This is a genomic window from Arthrobacter sp. SE2, assembly GCF_058244265.1.
The window spans coordinates 1-18,674 of record NZ_JBZAYA010000024.1 but is presented as its reverse complement, the minus strand read 5'-3'; the positions used below and the strand labels follow the sequence as shown (position 1 = coordinate 18,674).

The 18,674-nt window shown below is 64.8% G+C and carries 14 protein-coding genes; 10 read left to right on the top strand and 4 right to left on the bottom strand.

What is annotated here, in order from left to right; genetic code table 11:
* Positions 1 to 45: 45 nt before the first annotated feature.
* Positions 46 to 2,154: a primosomal protein N' gene (locus AC4CS3_RS21530; protein WP_490785173.1), complete on the top strand. Its 2,109-nt coding sequence runs from the start codon at positions 46 to 48 to the stop codon at positions 2,152 to 2,154.
* Here the strand turns inward: AC4CS3_RS21530 and AC4CS3_RS21525 are convergent.
* From AC4CS3_RS21525 to AC4CS3_RS21510, 4 genes are read right to left on the bottom strand one after another with little or no spacing between them, the layout of a single operon-like run.
* The gene (locus AC4CS3_RS21525; RefSeq protein WP_490785148.1) at positions 2,151 to 3,236 is read right to left on the bottom strand and encodes a glycosyltransferase family 4 protein; all 1,086 of its coding nucleotides are present in this window, start codon (positions 3,234 to 3,236) and stop codon (positions 2,151 to 2,153) included. The genes AC4CS3_RS21530 and AC4CS3_RS21525 overlap by 4 nt on opposite strands.
* Entirely contained in the window at positions 3,233 to 4,180 is a 948-nt protein-coding gene (locus AC4CS3_RS21520) for an alpha/beta fold hydrolase (protein WP_490785147.1), read from the bottom strand. The genes AC4CS3_RS21525 and AC4CS3_RS21520 overlap by 4 nt, the downstream gene beginning before the upstream one ends.
* Before the next feature lie 10 nt (positions 4,181 to 4,190).
* Complete coding sequence (locus tag AC4CS3_RS21515) at positions 4,191 to 5,072, bottom strand: aldo/keto reductase (protein ID WP_490785146.1); 882 nt, start codon at positions 5,070 to 5,072, stop codon at positions 4,191 to 4,193.
* 54 nt (positions 5,073 to 5,126) lie between these two features.
* Positions 5,127 to 6,089, bottom strand: a complete 963-nt coding sequence (locus AC4CS3_RS21510) for a sugar-binding transcriptional regulator (RefSeq protein ID WP_490785145.1) — start codon at positions 6,087 to 6,089, stop codon at positions 5,127 to 5,129.
* A gap of 124 nt (positions 6,090 to 6,213) precedes the next feature.
* On the opposite strand from AC4CS3_RS21510, the gene AC4CS3_RS21505 reads away from it, so the two are divergent.
* The 9 genes from AC4CS3_RS21505 to AC4CS3_RS21465 all read left to right on the top strand — a co-directional run bounded on the left by AC4CS3_RS21505 (position 6,214) and on the right by AC4CS3_RS21465 (position 18,645).
* Positions 6,214 to 8,031 (top strand): glycerol-3-phosphate dehydrogenase/oxidase, encoded by a 1,818-nt coding sequence (locus AC4CS3_RS21505; protein ID WP_490785144.1) that lies wholly within the window; start codon positions 6,214 to 6,216, stop codon positions 8,029 to 8,031.
* A gap of 174 nt (positions 8,032 to 8,205) precedes the next feature.
* Entirely contained in the window at positions 8,206 to 8,955 is a 750-nt protein-coding gene (locus tag AC4CS3_RS21500; RefSeq protein ID WP_490785143.1) for an MIP/aquaporin family protein, read from the top strand.
* A 60-nt stretch (positions 8,956 to 9,015) separates the two neighbouring features.
* Positions 9,016 to 10,530, top strand: coding sequence for a glycerol kinase GlpK (gene glpK, locus AC4CS3_RS21495; protein ID WP_490785142.1), 1,515 nt, complete (start codon positions 9,016 to 9,018; stop codon positions 10,528 to 10,530).
* Positions 10,531 to 10,899: 369 nt separating this feature from the next.
* On the top strand, positions 10,900 to 13,428 hold the full coding sequence (gene leuS, locus AC4CS3_RS21490) for a leucine--tRNA ligase (RefSeq protein ID WP_490785172.1): 2,529 nt from the start codon (positions 10,900 to 10,902) through the stop codon (positions 13,426 to 13,428).
* A 57-nt stretch (positions 13,429 to 13,485) separates the two neighbouring features.
* Entirely contained in the window at positions 13,486 to 14,496 is a 1,011-nt protein-coding gene (locus AC4CS3_RS21485; protein ID WP_490785141.1) for a DegV family protein, read from the top strand.
* A 75-nt stretch (positions 14,497 to 14,571) separates the two neighbouring features.
* A complete protein-coding gene (locus AC4CS3_RS21480; protein ID WP_490785140.1) occupies positions 14,572 to 16,329 on the top strand; it encodes an HNH endonuclease signature motif containing protein in 1,758 nt (585 codons plus the stop codon).
* A 307-nt stretch (positions 16,330 to 16,636) separates the two neighbouring features.
* Positions 16,637 to 17,404, top strand: a complete 768-nt coding sequence (locus AC4CS3_RS21475) for a ComEA family DNA-binding protein (protein ID WP_490785139.1) — start codon at positions 16,637 to 16,639, stop codon at positions 17,402 to 17,404.
* Positions 17,405 to 17,586: 182 nt separating this feature from the next.
* Complete coding sequence (locus tag AC4CS3_RS21470) at positions 17,587 to 18,138, top strand: hypothetical protein (RefSeq protein ID WP_490785138.1); 552 nt, start codon at positions 17,587 to 17,589, stop codon at positions 18,136 to 18,138.
* 213 nt (positions 18,139 to 18,351) lie between these two features.
* The gene (locus AC4CS3_RS21465) at positions 18,352 to 18,645 is read left to right on the top strand and encodes a hypothetical protein (RefSeq protein WP_490785137.1); all 294 of its coding nucleotides are present in this window, start codon (positions 18,352 to 18,354) and stop codon (positions 18,643 to 18,645) included.
* The last annotated feature ends 29 nt before the right edge of the window (positions 18,646 to 18,674 follow it).

Sequence of the window (18,674 nt, the reverse complement as noted above, 5' to 3'; positions counted from 1 at the left end):
AGGGAGGTGACAAGCATGAGCGATGGTTCGCTGCTTCCGTTTGCCATGGCGTCGTCTTCGCCATCCCATCAGCCGTCCTTGTTGCAAGGGTTCCCTTCTCGCGGGACCGACGTCGGGGGACCACCGCTCGCGGCGAGCGATCCAGTGGCACGGGTCCTGATCGAATCGTCCTTGCCGCACCTGGACAGGCCCTTCGATTACAGCGTCCCGGCCGAGTTGGATGGAACGGCTCTGGCAGGCGTCCGGGTCAAAGTCCGCTTCAGCGGTCAGGAACTCAATGGCTATGTCCTGGAGCGCATGGAATCGTCGGAGGCCGGACATGCCCTGACTCCGCTCCTCAAGGTGGTTTCGGCCGTTCCGGTACTGACTCCGGCGTTGCTGGAGCTTGCCTCCAGCGTCGCGGCCCGCTACGCCGGGACGCTCAGCGATGTCCTCCGCACCGCCATTCCGCCCCGCGTCGCGCGCCTGGAGAAGCAGCTCCTCTCCGGCGAATCCCTCTTGGAGGAGCCAGGGGAAGGCAGCGAGGAGCGCAGCGGGTCCGTAAGGGGCTCCGCTACGCGGGCGCAAGCGGCGTGGGCTTCCTACGCCAACGGGGCGCCTTACCTGCAACACCTCGCCGGGGGTGGCTCACCCCGTGCCGTCTTGACTGCGACACAGGGTTTTGGAGCCGCCGGCTGGCCCGAGCTTGTGGCGTCTGCGGTGGCGGCAGTCCGCTCCTCAGGGCGGGGCGCCGTCATCGTCGTTCCCGACTACCGCGATCTCGACCGGATGGAAGCGGCGCTGCGCACTGTCCTGCCACCAGGAGACCTCGCGCGGTTGACGGCGGACGACGGCCAGACACCGCGGTACCGGAGCTACCTTCGGCTCCTCAGCGGCGCCGCGAAGGTGGCAGTGGGCACCCGCTCCGCTGCGTACGCTCCGGTACAGGACCTGGGGCTGGTGGTGTGCTGGGACGACGGCGACGACCTCCACATCGACCAGCGCGCTCCCTACGCCCACACCCGGGAAATTCTGCTCTTGCGTTCCGAACAGGAATCAGCGGCGTGCCTCATGGCCGCGCATAGCCGCAGCACCGAGCTTCAGCGGCTTGTCGAGGGCGGCTGGGCTGTGCCCGTGGAAGCTCCCCGGCAAGTGGTCCGAGCCAGGACGCCCCGGGTGCTCAACACGGCTGACAGCTTCGAGCAGGAACGCGACCCGCTGGCGAAGATCGCACGATTGCCCGGCGCCGCCTGGCGGGCCGCCAAAGAGGGACTGGAACGCGGACCCGTCCTGGTGCAGGTGGCCCGGGCCGGCTACGCCCCGTCCCTTGTCTGCGAGGATTGCCGCGAAACCGCCAAGTGCAACAACTGCCAGGGACCCCTCGCAATCGCCGGTCAATCGGCCCTTCCGCAGTGCCGCTGGTGCTCCACCCCGGCCCCGGAATGGCGTTGCCGGCATTGCGGCGGAGGCCGACTCCGCAGGGGGGCGGCCGGTGTGCTGAGGACCGCGGAAGAACTGGGCAGGGCTTTTCCAGGCAAGGCAGTCGTGACGTCTTCGGGGGACCAGGTCAAAGCCACGGTATCCGATGCGCGTGCCCTCGTGGTCGCGACTGTGGGCGCTGAACCGGTAGCCAGCGGGGGCTACGCGGCGGCGCTGCTCCTGGACGGCAATTCGCTTCTGCGCAGGGAAAACCTGCGCGCCGGTGAGGACACCGTGCGGCGATGGTTCAACGCGGCGGCCCTCGTACGGCCCGCGAACGAAGGCGGACTCGTAGTCATCACTGCCGACGACACCACCGCGACGGGCGCGTTGTTGCGCTGGGACCCTGCGGGATATGCCTCCCGGGAGCTGGCACTCCGGCAGGAACTCCAGTTGCCGCCAGCAGTCCGGATCGCGTCGGTGACGGGCAAGCGGGCCGACGTCGTGCACTTCACCGAAAGCCTGGCCGAAACCATCCAGCTCCGCACCGCGGGCCCCGCGCCGCTCTCCCTCACTCTGTCTGCGCAGCGTGCAGTAGAACAGGAGCGCGATCCGGACGTCCGGACGCTGCTCTTCATTCCTTATGCCCAAGCGGCTGAGGCCACGCGTTCCATGCGGGCCGTCAAGGCTGCCAGAGCGGCGAAGCGCACCTCAGGGCCGGTGCAACTACGGCTCGACGGCGTCGACGTCCTCTAGCGCCGCTTGCGGCTGCGCATCGCAACGATCTCCTCGGTCACGGCCAGGAGTTGCCTCGCCGATTCGTCCCAATTGAAGTCGGCCGCACGTTGCACAGAGCGGCGCGAGCGCGCCTGCCACAATTCCGCATCTTCAAGGGCCCCGACTGCCGCGGCAAATTCACCCGGCGAATCGGAGTGCACGTAGCTCACGGCGTCCCCGCCGACCTCACGGAAGATGGGAGTGTCGCTGGCGATCACGGGAGTGCCAAGTGCCATCGCTTCGACCAGGGGCAGCCCGTAGCCTTCCGCCTTGGACAAGCTGACCAGGGCCGTGGCCCGGAGCAGGAGGGAATCGTACTCGGCATCCGTGACGCCGTTGTGGAACTCGACCTTCGCGCCCGGCGGGACCAGGGGCTCCAGTTCGGCACGGCGCTGGGGGGTGATCCGGCTGAGCAGATGCAGGGTGAATCCGGGCAATTCGGCCATTCCCTGGATCATGGTCTCCACATTTTTGTAGGGCATGAACGAGCCCATGTAGAGCAGGGACTTCTCGGCTCCGGCTGTGGGATCGCGCGGCGTCTGGCCTGGCTGAGGTGCGTTGCCCACGATCCGGACCGGGCGGTGGGTCAAGTTGAACTTCGCCATGAGCGACTCGGTGGTGTGGCTGATGGTGGCAACAATGTCTGCCCGGTTGAGAAGCAAGCGCTGCGGCCAGTAGGCCTTGTGGTAAAGCCGCCAGAGCAACCGCACCGGTGTGGGCAGGAAGCCCGGAGGGGCTGGGTGCTCATAGTAGATGAGGTCGTGCAGGGTCAGGACCAGCCCGTACTTGCGGCCCCAGGTACCCATGGTCTGCATCGGGCAAACCACGACGTCGGCCCCGAGCTTGTTGACTTCGCGCGCCACGAACAGTTCACGGGGGGACAGCGGGCTGCTGATGTGGACGTAGGGGACATCCGGAAGCAACGCCAACTGACGCTTGTCGCTGATGAGCATGGTGACGTCCGCGATCTTGGATGTCGCCGCTATGAGGCTCGATCCGTAGCGGCTGATCCCGTCATGATGGTCCGTGCGGGTGAAGCGGGCATCTATGACGATTTTCACGCGGGGTGTTCCTCCAGGAAGCTGCGGATGGCGGCGGCGGCCGGAGCCGGCGTCTCGTAGTGGATCAAATGCCCGACGTCGGGAATCACTTCCAGCGCCCCGTCCGGCAGCAGCTCCAACAGCTTGTGCTGGTCCCGGAGCAGGGCGATCTCGTCTTTCTCGCCGGCCAGCAACAACACCGGAAGGTCCAATTGCGCGGCGACCTCGGCCACATGGCTGGACACCGAAGCCCGGAAAGACTCCAGAAGGCTCGCACGGTCGGCGAACGCCGAGAAGTACGCATCGTGCTGGCCATGGACGAAGGCCCGCAGTTCCTTGTCCCGGGTCTTGGCCATCGCGGCGCTCATGACGCGGACAATGAGGCGGCTGCGCAGGACGGCGAGCCCCAGCCGGCGCGGGAGCTTGGCCGAGACCTGATAGTACAGGACTGCCAGCTTGGCCATGAGCCCTTTGGGGCCCTCAAGGGCGGGAGCGGCGATGGGATTGACCAGTATCAGCGGACGGATGGCGCCCGGATTCGCGGCGGCGAAATGGCTGGCGACAATGGATCCGAAGGAGTGCCCCAAGAGAACCGTGTCCGCTCCAAGACCCACGGCCGCCATGAAACCGGTGATGAACTTCCCATAGCGTTCCACGGTGTGGGGGTCTCCGGCGAAAGGCTCCGAGCTGCCAAAACCGGGAAGGTCGGGCATGATGACCCGCATTTCCGGCAGGTGGTCTACGACGCGGAGCAGGCCGTGGTGATCGCCGCGGAAACCGTGGATGACCAGTATGGTCCGGGTATCCGCGGTCACCGTGACCGGTTCGTAGCACCAATACGCGACGTTGCTGCCGTCGAGGTCGATGTCCGAGGCACTCGTCCGGGCGGCCAAGGCCTTGCTGAAGAACTCCCGTGGGGAGGTTGGTGCGGGTTCGGGGGAGTGGTTGGTGTCCACTTGTTCCATTCGGCAGGTCCTAGTTGACGTTGTCCGGGTGTGACCCGGTGCGGTGGTGGCGTTCGAGGGCGGCCAAGCCATCCATGTCATCGGCGTCCAGCTCGAAGCCGAAGACATCGAAGTTCTCCTGGATGCGTGCCGCTGTGCTCGCTTTCGGGATGACGATATTTCCCAGTTGGAGGTGCCAGCGGATGATGATTTGCGCAGTCGTCTTTCCATATTTGTCCGCGAGGGCCCGAACTGCCGGATCCTGAAGGACCTGGCCGCGGCCCAAGGGGCTCCACGCTTCCGTGCGAATGCGCAACTGCTCGTGGAGGGTGCGGAGCCGGGTCTGCTGCAACCAAGGGTGCAGTTCAATCTGGTTCACCGCCGGAACCACTTCGGCTTTTTGCATGAGCGCGTCGAGATGGTCCGGCTGGAAGTTGGAGACGCCGATCGCACGCACCCGGCCTTCGCGGTACAGGGTTTCCATTGCCCGGTAGCTTTCCTGGAACAAACCGCGCCCTGCGCAGGGCCAGTGGATCAGGTACAGATCGACGTAGTCTAGGCCGAGACTGGCCATCGAGGAATCGAAGGCGCGGAGCGTGGAGTCGTAGCCCTGGTCGTCGTTCCAGAGCTTCGTGGTGACAAAGACGTCTTCGCGGGACAGCCCGTGTGTGCCCTCCCCGGAGCCTCCCGTGTTGCTGTCCACGCCGGGCGGGGGAATGACCGCACTGCCGATGCCGCGGCCGACCCCGGTCTCATTTCCATACATGGCGGCTGTATCGAAGTGCCTGTAGCCGGCGCCAAGCGCAGTGGCGACCAAAGACGTGGCATCTGCCGGTGGCACCTTGTAAAGTCCGAACCCCAACTGGTCAATCAAGACACCGTTGTTGAGACTGAGCCTAGGCGAGGGTTTCATAGCCAAGACTCTACCTACCTCGATGCCGGGAATGTTTCAGGGTCGTTCAATTATTCAGGAAGGGCTGCCGAAACTGACCAGACGCTTCGCCGTGGCTTCGTCCAGGATCAGATCGGTCGCCAGCCTCGCTTCCAGCGCTCCGCGCAGCCCGTTGATCTTGGATGCACCCGAGACGACGCAGATGCGGCGGCGGACCTGCCTTAGTTGCTCGTGGCTTGGGCCGGTGGACCGCTCGTTGAGGGTGATGCCGTCGGAAGAGCCGTCGGCGCGGAAGAAGACGGTGGCAACATCGCCGACGACGTCCGAGCCGGCAAGCAGATTCAGGTCTGTTTCGTCGAGGTAGCCGCCGGCGTAGACGTGGCTGGGATAGTCCGAATGCACCGAGCCGACACCGAAGATGGCGATGCTCATCCTGGCTTGGAGATCGAGCACGCGCTGGACGCTGCGCTCATTCCACATGGCGGTCTTCGTGGAAGCGTGGTCGAAGAAAGCGGGTACGGGGAACTGTTCCACCCGCGCACCATAGGCGATGCCGAAACGGCGCATGATGTCGCTCGCGTAGGTGATGCCGGTCGTCTGCATGTTGCCGGCGCCGTTGAGCTGCACGATAGTGCTGCCGTGCGTGATCTTGCGCGTCAGGTGCCTGCTGACCGCGCTGATGGTGGCACCCCAGGCCACTCCGATAATGGCGTTGGAATCGACCAGGGGACCGATGGTCCGTGCGGCCTGCGTCGCCACCCGGTCAAGGGTTTCCGCCTCGTTCAAGGTGTCCAGGACGGGCACCACATGCACATCGACGCCGTAGTGGTTGCGGATCATTCGTTCCAGTTCGGGGGCGGAATCCAGGGGACTGCGGATCTGGATCTGGACCAGTCCCGACTCGCGGGCCGAGGACAGCAACCGGGAGACCGTTGAACGCGAGGTCCGAAGTTCGCGGGCAATGGCGTCCATGGTGAGGTCCTGGAGGTAGTACATCTGTGCTGCCCTGAGGGCCTCTGAATGTCGTGATGGTGGCATCTCAGTTCCGTTCTGCACGTTTGTGCAAATAGCTTGATTTCATTTTCCACTCTTTCGAAGAATAGTTGTGCAAGGTGCGACGTCAAGTGATGCAGCGCACACACCAAAGCCCAAGGGAGCAGTTTTGGGATACACCAGCAATTCCGGTTCCGCAGCAGGATCACCCCGTCGGACCTCGGTTTCGGCACTTCGCGAACGGCCGCAAGCCCAGGTGCTGATCATCGGAGGCGGCATCAACGGCGTCGGCACCTTCCGTGATTTGGCACTGCAGGGCGTGGATGTCGCGCTCGTGGAACGCGGCGATTACTGCCAGGGCGCCAGCGGAGCCTCATCCCACATGATCCACGGCGGCATCCGCTACCTCGAGAACGGGGAATTCCGCCTCGTCCAGGAATCCGTGGTCGAGCGCAACCGGCTTTTGAAGATCGCTCCCCATTACGTCAAGCCCCTGCAGACAACCATCCCCATCTTCAGCACCTTCTCCGGGATACTTTCCGCCCCCACACGCTTCCTCACGCACAAGCAAGGCAAGCCGAAAGAACGCGGTGCCTTCCTCATCAAGCTCGGCTTGAGCATGTACGACTTCTTCTCCCGCGACGGCGGCAGCGTCCCCCGCCATCAGTTCCGTGGCAAGGAGAAGGCCTTGGCTGAGCTGCCGCGATTGCACCCCGGCATCAAATACGCAGCCACCTACTTTGACGCGTCCGTGCACAACCCGGAGCGACTGACCCTCGATGTGCTGCAGGACGGCGAAAAGGCAGGGATTGGGAGCGGCTTGCCGGGCGGCAGCGCCCGTGCCAGCAACTACGTCACCCTTCTCTCGACGGACGCCGAATCAGCCGGCACAGCCGGCGCTGTTTTGCTGCGCGATGAACTCACGGGCGAGGAATTCAGCTTCCAGGCCGACGTGATCGTCAACACCACCGGCGCCTGGGTCGACCTCACCAATGAGGCAATGGGTGCCGTGAGCCGTTTCATGGGAGGAACCAAGGGTTCCCACATTGTCCTGGACCATCCGGAATTGCTCGCAGCATGCGGCGGCCGCGAGATCTTCTTCGAACACACGGACGGGCGGATCGTGCTGATCTACCCGATGGGCGACCGTGTCCTGGTGGGCACCACCGACGTCGAGGCCGACATGGCCCAGGATGCCGTGTGCACCGAAGCCGAGATCGACTACTTCTTCGACCTGGTCGGCCACGTCTTCCCCTCCATCAAGGTCGAGCGCAGCCATATCGTCTACAGCTTCGCCGGCGTCCGGCCGCTTCCGCGCCACGACGACACCCAGCCGGGCTTCGTATCCCGTGACTACCGCATCGAGCGAAGCGAGCGGAAAGCCTCCGGTGCTGCGGCCGCCGGTGACTTGACCGCCGGGGGCGGGAAGGCCGCCGTCGTACTCTCATTGATCGGCGGAAAGTGGACCACTTTCCGGGCCCTCGCCGAACACCTGAGCAACGACGTCCTCCGCGAGCTGGGCATGGAGCGGAAGACCTCGACGGCGAAGCTCGCCATCGGAGGCGGCCTGGGCTTCCCGGACAGCGAAGACGGAGTCCAGGACTGGGTCAAGAAGCACATGGCTCCCGGTCTCAGTGCCGATCGGGTCAGTGGCCTGCTGACCCGCTACGGCACCCGCGCCGAGGACGTCGTCGCCTACCTCGAGGCAGGCGAGGATCGGAAGCTGCGCTCCACGAACGAACTCAGCGTCCGGGAGCTCGAGTTCATGGCCGTCAACGAACAGGTGGGGCACCTTGTGGATGTCCTCATCCGCCGCACCTCGCTGGCCTTCCGGGGCCTCGTGACCGGGGAGCTCCTGAACGAAATCGCCGAGGTCCTCACTGCGCAGCTCGGCTGGGATGCAACGAGGCGTGAAGCCGAAATCCAGCATGCACAGGAGGTGCTTCTGCGTTTTCATGGCGTTACTGTTCACAGCCTCGTCGCATGAACGTAATGTACGTCACATCAGCTTGATTGTTCCGGCCCAGAAGCCCGGACACAAGGGTTGCGGTGTTCCGCTCCGTAAGGGAAGACCGCAACCGGGACGGCGCTAACAGACGCCGGCCCAACGGCCCCAACAAAACCTGCAGGGCTGACAACAGAAGAAAATGAGGAGTCAAAGATGTCTCTCGGAATTGTTTTCCTTTCCGAAGTGTTCGGAACCGGAATGCTTACCCTGCTTGGTTGCGGCGTTGTCGCAAACGTCGCGCTGAAAGGCACGAAGGGTAACAACGGCGGGTTCCTGATGGTGAATTTTGGCTGGGGCATCGCTGTTTTTGCCGGCGTATACGTGGCGGCTATGTCCGGCGCGCACCTGAACCCGGCAGTGACGCTTGGTCTCTTGGTTGACGGCAAGGCCGAGTTCGCCCCAGGGGTGGCCGTGAGCGCGGCATCCACGTTCACCTACTTCGGTGGAGAACTGACCGGCGCCTTCCTCGGCGCCGTCTTCGCGTGGCTCGCCCACAAGCAGCACTTCGACGCCGAGCCGCTGGCAGCCAGCAAACTCGCCGTGTTCTCCACGGGACCGGCTATCCGCTCATACCCTTGGAACCTTGTCACCGAAATCATCGGCACGTTTGTGCTGGTGTTCGTGATCCTGACCTTCGGCGGAACTCCCTCCGGCCTGGGACCGCTCGCGGTGGCATTACTCGTCGTCGGCATCGGCGCTTCCCTTGGCGGCCCGACGGGCTACGCGATCAACCCCGCCCGTGACCTCGGTCCGCGTATCGCGCACGCTATTCTGCCGATCAAGGGCAAGGGCTCCAGCGACTGGGCCTACTCCTGGGTTCCGATTGTCGGCCCGCTCCTGGGTGGAACCATCGCCGGACTCGTCGCCCACTCTGTGCCGATCATGGCAACCATCGCCAAGTAGTACACCGCCCCACACACAGCTCGCATCCGCACATAAGCAACCAGACAAGGACGTCACACAATGTCGCAATACGTCATCGCCATTGACCAGGGAACCACCAGCTCGCGTGCCATCGTGTTCGATCACACGGGCAACATAGTCTCCTCGGGCCAGATGGAGCACGAGCAAATCTTCCCTCAAGCCGGCTGGGTAGAACACAACCCGGTGGAGATCTGGGACAACGTCCGTGAGGTCATTGGCTCGGCGCTCTCCAAAGCGAACCTGACCCGGCACGACATCGCCGCTGTCGGCATCACGAACCAGCGCGAAACCACCGTCGTGTGGGACAAGAACACGGGCGAACCCGTCTACAACGCCATCGTGTGGCAGGACACCCGCACGCAGCCCATCGTCGACGAGCTTGCCAGCGACGGCGGACCGGAACGCTTCAAGCAGAAGGTCGGCCTGCCCTTGGCGACCTACTTCTCCGGTACCAAGATCAAGTGGATCCTGGACAACGTAGAAGGCGCCCGCGCACGGGCCGAGGCGGGGGACCTGCTGTTCGGCAACACTGACTGCTGGGTTCTGTGGAACCTGACAGGCGGTGTGGACGGCGGCGTACACGCCACGGACGTCACCAACGCCTCACGCACCATGTTCATGGACCTGGACACCTTGCAATGGGACCAGGAAATTCTGGACGCGTTCGGTGTTCCGCTGTCGATGATGCCCGCCATCAAGTCCTCCTCCGAGGTCTACGGCACGGTCCACACCTCGCAGCTGCTGCGCGAAGTGCCCGTCGCAGGCATCCTGGGCGACCAGCAGGCGGCAACCTTCGGCCAGGCGGCGTTCCAGGCGGGCGAAGCCAAGAACACCTACGGCACCGGTTGCTTCCTGATCTTCAACACGGGCGAAGAAATCGTCCACTCGAAGAACGGCCTGCTGACCACGCTCGGCTACAAGCTGGGCGACGCCAAACCGCACTACGCACTGGAAGGTTCCATCGCTGTCACGGGCTCACTGATCCAGTGGCTCCGCGACAACCTCGGCCTGATCAGCTCCGCTCCCGAAGTGGAGACACTGGCGGCCGGCGTCGAGGACAACGGCGGCGTCTACATCGTCCCCGCGTTCTCCGGCCTGTTCGCCCCGTACTGGCGCGCAGACGCCCGCGGTGCCATCGTTGGCCTGACCCGTTTTGCCAACAAGGGCCACATCGCCCGCGCGGCCCTGGAGGCCACCGCCTTCCAGACGCGCGAAGTGCTCGACGCCGTCAATGCGGACTCGGGCGTTCCTCTGACCGAGTTGAAGGTCGACGGCGGCATGGTCGCCAATGAGGCGCTCATGCAGTTCCAGGCCGACATCCTGGGCGTGCCCGTGGTCCGTCCGAAGGTCGTGGAGACCACGGCCCTGGGTGCAGCCTACGCGGCCGGACTCGCCGTCGGCTTCTGGAAGGACCTCGGCGAACTCAGCTCAAACTGGGGCGAAGACAAGCGCTGGGAGCCACAGCTTCCGGCCGAAGAGCAGGAGCGGCAGATGCGCCTGTGGAAGAAGGCAGTGACCAAGTCCATGGATTGGGTGGACGAGGACGTTAAGTAGGCCTCGCGTTTACTGTTCGCGCCGCACCTAAGTTAGGGGCCGCCTCGCCTGTTTCGAGGGGGCGGCCCCTGCCCCGCCCGCTTCGCGGTGCCCACCACACCCGGGCGAGGGGCCGCCCCATCGAAACGCGGGTCACTCACCGCGGCGACAGGGCCACCTTCCTCGAAACACGGTCCGCTCACTGTGGTGCGCTAGAGTAGGTTTATGCGTGCGATCCTTCTGCTTAGCTAGCCGCCCGGTATACGTCGATTTAGACCATCGCGAACCGAGCGGCCGCCCCTCCTTGCCGAGGGGCTTTTGTGTGTCCGGGACCTTCCGGGGCCCGGAGCAGGAGGCAAAACCGTCATGGAAGAACAGAAGAGGGCAGCAGTGAGCGTTCAGCCGGAGACAGAAACCGGAGCACAGTCAACAGTGGCAGGCGAGACGCCCGAGGAGGGTGTCTACAGCTTCGCCTCGATGGAGGCCAAGTGGCCGCAGGTCTGGGAAGACCTCAAAGTCTTCACTCCTGTCGACGACGGCTCCCGCGAGCGGCGCTATGTCCTGGACATGTTCCCCTACCCTTCGGGTGACCTCCACATGGGCCACGCCGAGGCTTTCGCAATGGGCGACGTCGTGGCGCGGTACCTCCGTCAGAAGGGTTTCGACGTCCTGCACCCTATCGGCTGGGACTCCTTCGGCCTGCCTGCCGAGAATGCCGCCATTAAGCGCAACGCCCACCCCAGCGAGTGGACCTACGCCAACATCGATACGCAGGCTGCATCGTTCAAGCGTTATGCGATATCTGCAGATTGGTCCCGCCGGCTGCACACTTCGGACCCGGAGTACTACCGCTGGACGCAGTGGCTGTTCAAGCGCTTCTACGAGCGCGGACTGGCCTACCGCAAGGATTCCCCGGTCAACTGGTGCCCGAAGGACCTGACCGTCCTCGCGAACGAACAGGTAGTCAACGGCGCGTGCGAACGCTGCGGGACCCCTGTCACGAAGAAGTCCCTGAACCAGTGGTACTTCAAGATCACCGATTATGCCGACCGTTTGCTCGACGACATGTCCGAGCTCCAGGGACACTGGCCCGAGCGCGTCCTGGCGATGCAGCGCAACTGGATCGGCCGCTCCGAGGGCGCACACGTCCGCTTCGCGATCGAAGCCACCGACGGCCGCGCCGAGCGCGAAGTCACGGTCTTCACCACCCGCCCGGACACCTTGTACGGAGCAACGTTCTTCGTCGTCGCCGCGGATGCGCACCTGGCCTTGGACCTGGTCACGCCCGAACAGCACGACGCACTCATGGCCTACCGCGAAAAGGTCAAGGCCCTGTCGGACATCGAGCGCCAGTCCACTGAGCGCGAGAAGACCGGCGTGTTCACCGGCCGCTACGCCGTCAACCCGCTCAACGGCGAAAAACTGCCTGTGTGGGCAGCCGACTACGTGCTCGCCGACTACGGCACGGGCGCCATTATGGCAGTGCCCGCACACGACCAGCGCGACCTCGACTTCGCCCGCGCGTTTGACCTGCCGGTGCGTCCGGTCCTGAACACCGGCGGGGAAGACCCGGCGGAAACCGGCATCGCGACCGCCGGCGAGGGCACCCTGATGAACTCCGGCGAACTGGACGGTTTGTCCAAGGCCGATGCCATCCCCGCAGCCATCGACATCCTGGAGAAGCTGGGCACGGGGGAGAAGTTCGTCAACTTCCGCCTGCGCGACTGGCTCCTGAGCCGCCAGCGTTTCTGGGGTACTCCGATCCCCATCATCCACTGCGCCGAATGCGGCGAAGTGCCGGTACCGGACGATCAACTGCCCGTCAGGCTGCCAGAAAACCTGCGAGGCGAAGCGCTGTCGCCGAGGGGCACGTCTCCTCTCGCCGCAGCACTGGAATGGGTCAACGTCGAGTGCCCGAACTGCGGACGGGCCGCCCAGCGCGACACGGACACGATGGATACGTTCGTGGACTCGTCCTGGTACTTCCTGCGCTTCGTTTCCCCGCACTACACCGAGGGACCGTTCGATCCTGCCAAGATCAACGACTGGATGCCGGTCGGCCAGTACGTGGGCGGCGTCGAGCACGCCATCCTGCACTTGCTCTACGCCCGCTTCTTCACCAAGGTCATCCACGATATGGGCATGCTCGCCGCGGACGAACCCTTCAGTGCGCTGCTCAACCAGGGGCAGGTCCTCAACGGCGGCAAGGCCATGAGCAAGTCCCTCGGCAACGGCGTGGACCTTGGCGAGCAACTGGACAAGTTCGGTGTCGACGCCGTCCGCCTGACCATGGTCTTCGCGTCCCCGCCAGAGGACGACGTCGACTGGGCAGACGTCTCGCCGTCGGGCTCGGCAAAGTTCCTTGCCCGCGCCTGGCGCCTTGGCCAGGATGTCGCGAGCGAGCCCGGCGTTGATGTCTCCGCTGGTGACCGCAACCTGCGCACCGTCACTCACAGGACCATCACCGACGCCGCCGAGCTGTTGGACAACAACAAGTTCAACGTCGTGGTGGCCAAGCTGATGGAACTGGTCAACGCGACCCGTAAGACCATCGACTCCGGTGCCGGTGGAGCAGACCCTGCCGTCCGTGAAGCGGCCGAAGCCGTGGCAGTCATCCTGAGCCTCTTCGCGCCATACACGGCCGAGGACCTGTGGAACCAGTTGGGGCACCCGGCCTCCGTCGCGAACGCCGGCTGGCCCTCCCACGATCCTTCGCTTCTTGTCCAGGACACCGTGACAGCTGTCGTGCAGGTCCAGGGCAAGGTCCGTGACCGTTTGGACGTCTCGCCGGACATCAGTGAGGACGAGCTGCGGGAGCTCGCCCTCGCCAGCGAAAACGTACAGCGGGCACTCGATGGCCGCGGCATCCGCACGGTGATCGTGCGCGCGCCTAAACTGGTGAACATCGTCCCGGCATAGCCGGGAAACGGCCGTCGGCGCCTGCCGGCGGCCAGCCACCAGCTCCAGGAGGCTCCCTTGACGGACCGCGAACCACCCGCATGGTTGTGGCTCAAGGAACGTTTGGCCCGCCTTCGTCAGTCCACGACGCCGGGGCGCGCCGGAACTGAGCCGGCGCCCGTCGTCGTGCGCACCGCCGTCGTCACCGACTCGGCAGCCGCACTCCCGGCCGAATGGGTCAAGGCGTTCGTTGCCGACGGACGCCTCGCCGTCGTGCCGATGCCCGTCATGGTGGGCGAAGAGATCTACGGCGAGGGGGAAGACGACATCACCCAGACCCTCGCGCTGGCCCTGGCGGCGGGATCGTCCGTAAAGACCTCCCGACCCTCACCCGGTCAGTTCGAACAGGCCTACCTTGCCGCCCGGGACCGCGGTTTCGAAGCCGTCGTCTCCATCCACATTTCCGCAGGGCTGTCCGGCACCACCGATGCCGCCCGGATGGCCGCGCAACGCGTCTCCATCCCCGTCGAAGTCATTGACTCCCGCACCGTGGGAATGGCGCAAGGCATGGGCGTCCAAAGCGCCCTGGTTGCAGCGGCAGACGGCCGTTCAGCCGCCGAAGTCCGTCGCTTTGCCGAGGAGCGATTGAGCCGCACCAAGGTCTACTTCTACGTGCCGAGCCTTGAGCAGCTCCGGCGCGGCGGACGAATCGGCACTGCTGCGTCGTGGCTCGGAACAATGCTGTCTATCAAGCCGATCCTCGCAGTCGACGACGGCAAGATCGTACCGCTCGAGAAGGTGCGCTCGGCTGCCAAGGCCGTTGCCCGGCTTGAAGAAATCGTTGCCGCCGACGTCAATTCCCGGCCCGCAGGACAATCGCGGCTCGCCGTGCATCACTTTGGAAACCTGGCAGAGGCAGAGCGGCTCGCAGCCCGGCTCGGTGAGAACTGCCCCGATTGCCCGCCAGCCCAGATTAGTGCCCTGCCAGCCGTGCTGGCGGCGCACGCCGGACTCGGCGTTTTGGCCGTCGTTGTCGGCGAAAGCAGTACCCCCGGCGCCACGACGCTCCCTGCGCCGAGCCACCCGTAGCCTCGGGCTAGGTGCGCGGGCATACGCCCTGAACGACGGCCTTATTTTGTCGTGGCCTCCTGGCAGAGTGTTTCCATGGAAGCGATCGGATACTTCGACACCCGGCGGGGCCTTGCGTCCCGGGGGCTTTTCGGAGTGTCCCGTCATACCGGTGGTTCGCGTCTTGCCGGTGGTCCGCGTCTTGCCGGGGTTCCGGGCGGGCTGGCGTTGGTGGATCCGCGCGATGGGCGCGGTCGGCAGGCGGCTTTGGACGGGGTCGTGGCGGCACTGAGGTCGCTGGCCGAAGAAGCGGCCGACGACGTCGGAGTCCTGGGTTTCCAGGAGGCTGTCGCGTTCGCGTCAGGGGTGGAGGAACTCTCCCGGACCCTGGATTATCTCCAACTGGCCGCCGCAGCCGGGCTGGACCGGGCCCGGAATGAAGAACCCGCCACCCGGCCGGGCTGGACAACAGGATGGACAACGGGCTGGGCCGCTGATGCGGATGCCGGCCCCGGCGCGGGCTGGACCTCCGGGACCGCGGCGGGCCCCGCGGACGCGCAGGGTGGCGCCTCCGGTTCGGTGCAGGCCGGTGCGGCTTCTTCCATGGGAACGGGAAGCGCCCGGGGCGGGGAGTTCAGGTCCACGGCCGAGCATCTGCGGTCGTTGCTGCGCATCAGTGCCGCCGAGGCCAGACGCCGGCTCGCCCTGGCGAGCGAGCTGCTGCCGGGCCGCGGCCTCACCGGAGAAACGGTCCCTGCCCGGCACGGGGAAACCGCCGCGGCGCTGGCCTCCGGGGTGATCGGGTCCGGTGCGGCCGGGATCATCACGATGGCCGTGGCGAAGGTGCGTCCGCTGTGCAGCCCGGAGAAAGCCGCGGAAATGGAACACGCCCTGGCCCGCACCGCGGAGGAAAACGACCAGGACTTCCTGGCCAGGGTGGCCCGTCGCTGGGTCGAGGCGATCGACCAGGACGGCCCGGAACCGTCCGAGGAATCCCTGCGTCACCACCAGGGAGCGTTTCTGCGCCGCCCCAAGCACGGGCTCCAACACGTGGAGATCTTCGCCACCACCGAGCAATACGAACACCTGCTCACGGTCATGAACACCGCCACCAACCCCCGCACCCGCACACCCCAAGGGACAGCTCAGGCCTGCGCGGATCCGTCCGGCGGTTCGTCCGCCGATCCGTCCGGCGGCTCCTGCGCCGATTCGACCGCCGGGTCCTGCGGCGAGGCACCTGAGAATGCCGGGTCGGACAATCCTGCACCGCTGGACCGGCGTTCGAGGGCGCAGAAGCTCCTGGACGGCCTGGTGGGCGCCTGCCGGCTCGCCCTGGCCAGGGGCTCCCTGCCCGCCGCGGGCGGCCACCGCCCGCAGATCCTGGCCACCATCGACCACCGCGACCTCTTCCCCCAAGACCACGGGCAGGGCGGCGGCACCGGGTCCTTCACGTTTACCGGGCCCGTCCCGGCGGCAACGTTGCGCACACTCGCCTGCGACGCGGACATCATCCCCGTGGTCCTGGGGGGCGAGGGCCAGGTCCTGGACATCGGACGGGCCTCCAGGATCTTCCCGCCGCAGATCCGCAAAGCCATCACCGCGCGGGACAAGGGCTGCGCTTTCCCCGGATGCACCATGCCGGCACCGTGGTGCGAGGCCCACCACATCGAGTACTGGTCCCGGGGCGGAGCCACCAGCACCGCCAATAGCACGCTGCTCTGCAGCCACCACCACCGCCTGATCCACAAGGAAGACTGGCACATCCAAGTCCAAATAGGCGTGCCCTGGTTCATCCCGCCACCCCACACCGACCCGCACCGGACACCCCGGAGAAACCACTACTTCCAGATATGAGCTCAGCACCGGGCCGTCCTGCACCCTGGGCGTGCGCAATTCCGGAGGCACGTGCGCCCACTGATCCTCCACAGGCACTCTGCGGCGGCCCTGTCCACATAGCGCCCTTCCGGGCTGCTGCTGCGGGCTCGGCCGTTCTAGGCTCGTGGATATGCCACGTAGGAACCGAGCCTCACCCGCGGACGATGCTGCGAGTGCCGCCCGGCTCCGATTCGCTGTTCGTCTTGCACCGCTGTCGGACCAGGAGGCCGTCGCGCAGCCGGGCCACGACAACACAACGGAACCTCTGCTTCCATTGGAAACCTTGATGACACCCGGCTCGGTTGTGGCCGTTGCGGGAGAGCAGTCCGGCCCCGATCACTCGTCCGAAGAGGCAGCCCATCCATCGATGCTCCGGTGGCGCACACCATGGCGCGTAGCCGTGTTGTTGGCGGTGCCTTGTTTGTTGCTGGTCTCGTGGTTCTTCTGGCAGTCCTGGTCCGGGCAGCCGACGATTGAGCCGCTCGTGCGAAGTTCACATGCGGGGGCGACTCCGGAAGTGGGTACTGGAAGTGGAAGAGGCGGTGTCAACGACGCTCCGGAACCACAGAATGGAGCCCGACTGCTTACAGTCCACGTTGCAGGTGCGGTGAAAAGTCCCGGGATCGTCAGGGTGCCCGCCGGAGCACGGGTGTTTGACGCAATCGCTGCTGCCGGTGGTGCGGATCCTGCAGCCGAGCTGAACAGCCTTAACCTTGCGGCGGTGGTGCAGGACGCCGCGAAGATCCACGTTCCGCGGACAGGGGAGGCTGCTCCTCCACCAAGCCAGGGCGCTTCTGGCGGGACGGTGGCCGGCGGAGCTCCAACAGCCGGCAGCACAGGAGCAGGGACTTCTGCCGGCGGAAAAGTGAATCTCAACACCGCAACGGCCGAGGAACTCGATGCCTTGCCGAAAGTAGGTCCTGTGCTCGCCAAGCGCATCGTCGAATGGCCAACTGTGTGCCTACTGCGCCTAGCGTTCGACGTAAGTTACCGGAGAGTAGTGACCCCGCGGTCGAGACCCCTCCCGCGAAGGTACTGGCTTGCGGGCCTCTGAGACACGTCCAGGGATTAATCGGGAAATGTAATCCCCAAACTCGTCGTTAACCCTACACATGGCAGAAAGCCAGGAGAAGCCGGGCTCAACCGGGGGCTGGGGTGGGATGGATAAATGAACATCGACCCATGACCCCCAGCCGCGCCACCAGCCGGCCCCCTTCTCTTTTAGAGGACAGACCGATGACCGACATCATCAATACAGCAGTAACCTTCGCCATCAGATTGGCTCGCCTTACCGACGAGCTCAAGAGGTTGATTGGCTGCGGTGCCTTGCCTGAGCACTTGGCAGGGTTTGAACCGCTCAAGAAGGACGAAGAAGGCAAGCCGATTCAGCCCATCGGGCCCCGGCCTCTCAAGTTCCCTTTCTTGTGGAGCTTGTACGCACCCGCCGACACAACCGGTCTGAGCCGGCAAGCTATCGGCGAAATAATGCAGGCGCATCTGCTGGATGCTCTCATGCAGATTCCTGAGCCATGGAACTTCCGGCCAGGACTCTTTATTCCAGAAAAGCCGAGCTCACTGTTTCTGGCCTTTCTGTTCGGGATCAGCTCCTACCGCGACAACGCGCTTGAGCGTCGTCGCAACGCCATTGAGGCATTGGGTGGAGGCTGGGAGGTTGATGGTTGGCGTAAGCCATGCGGCGATGAACGCGCGCTCTGCCGCAATGTGGCAGTCTACCTGCTGGAGATTGCAGACAACGAAGGTGATGTTGACGATTCGTTAGCAGGTTAGACCCCTCCCCCCCTATAGAACCCCGGTAGCAAGCCGCTACCGGGGTTCTTGATTTAAACGCCTTTCCAGATCACGCCCAAATCTAGATCAGATTCAAAGCAAATGATGGCACTTCTTTTTGCCGAAACCGAACCTGAAACCAGGCGTCGAAACACATACGCTAAATAGTGAGGAAAACACCCCCCTCCTCACGAAAATAGGAAGGTCGAAGCAATGAACATGAAAGACTATATGGCAGAAAAATCCACGGAGATGGCGGTGGATGAAGCCATAAGCGGCCGGGTGGTGGACTATCCGAACTATGTACCGGCGAACGCATCGACGATGCAAAGTGAGGCCAACTCCCTATTCGTAAGGGCCTCTCGCATTCACAACGGCATGAAGGTGCTGGCCCCGGGACTAATCCACGGAGCTATGCACATCAGCACCATGGACTTGGGCGAGAGGCCGCACCCATTCGTGGTGGGTTTCGCATATAAGGGGCCCTTCGCAGATGAGCGTGGTTAGGGCCGTCTGACGCCTAGGGCAGGAGCGTG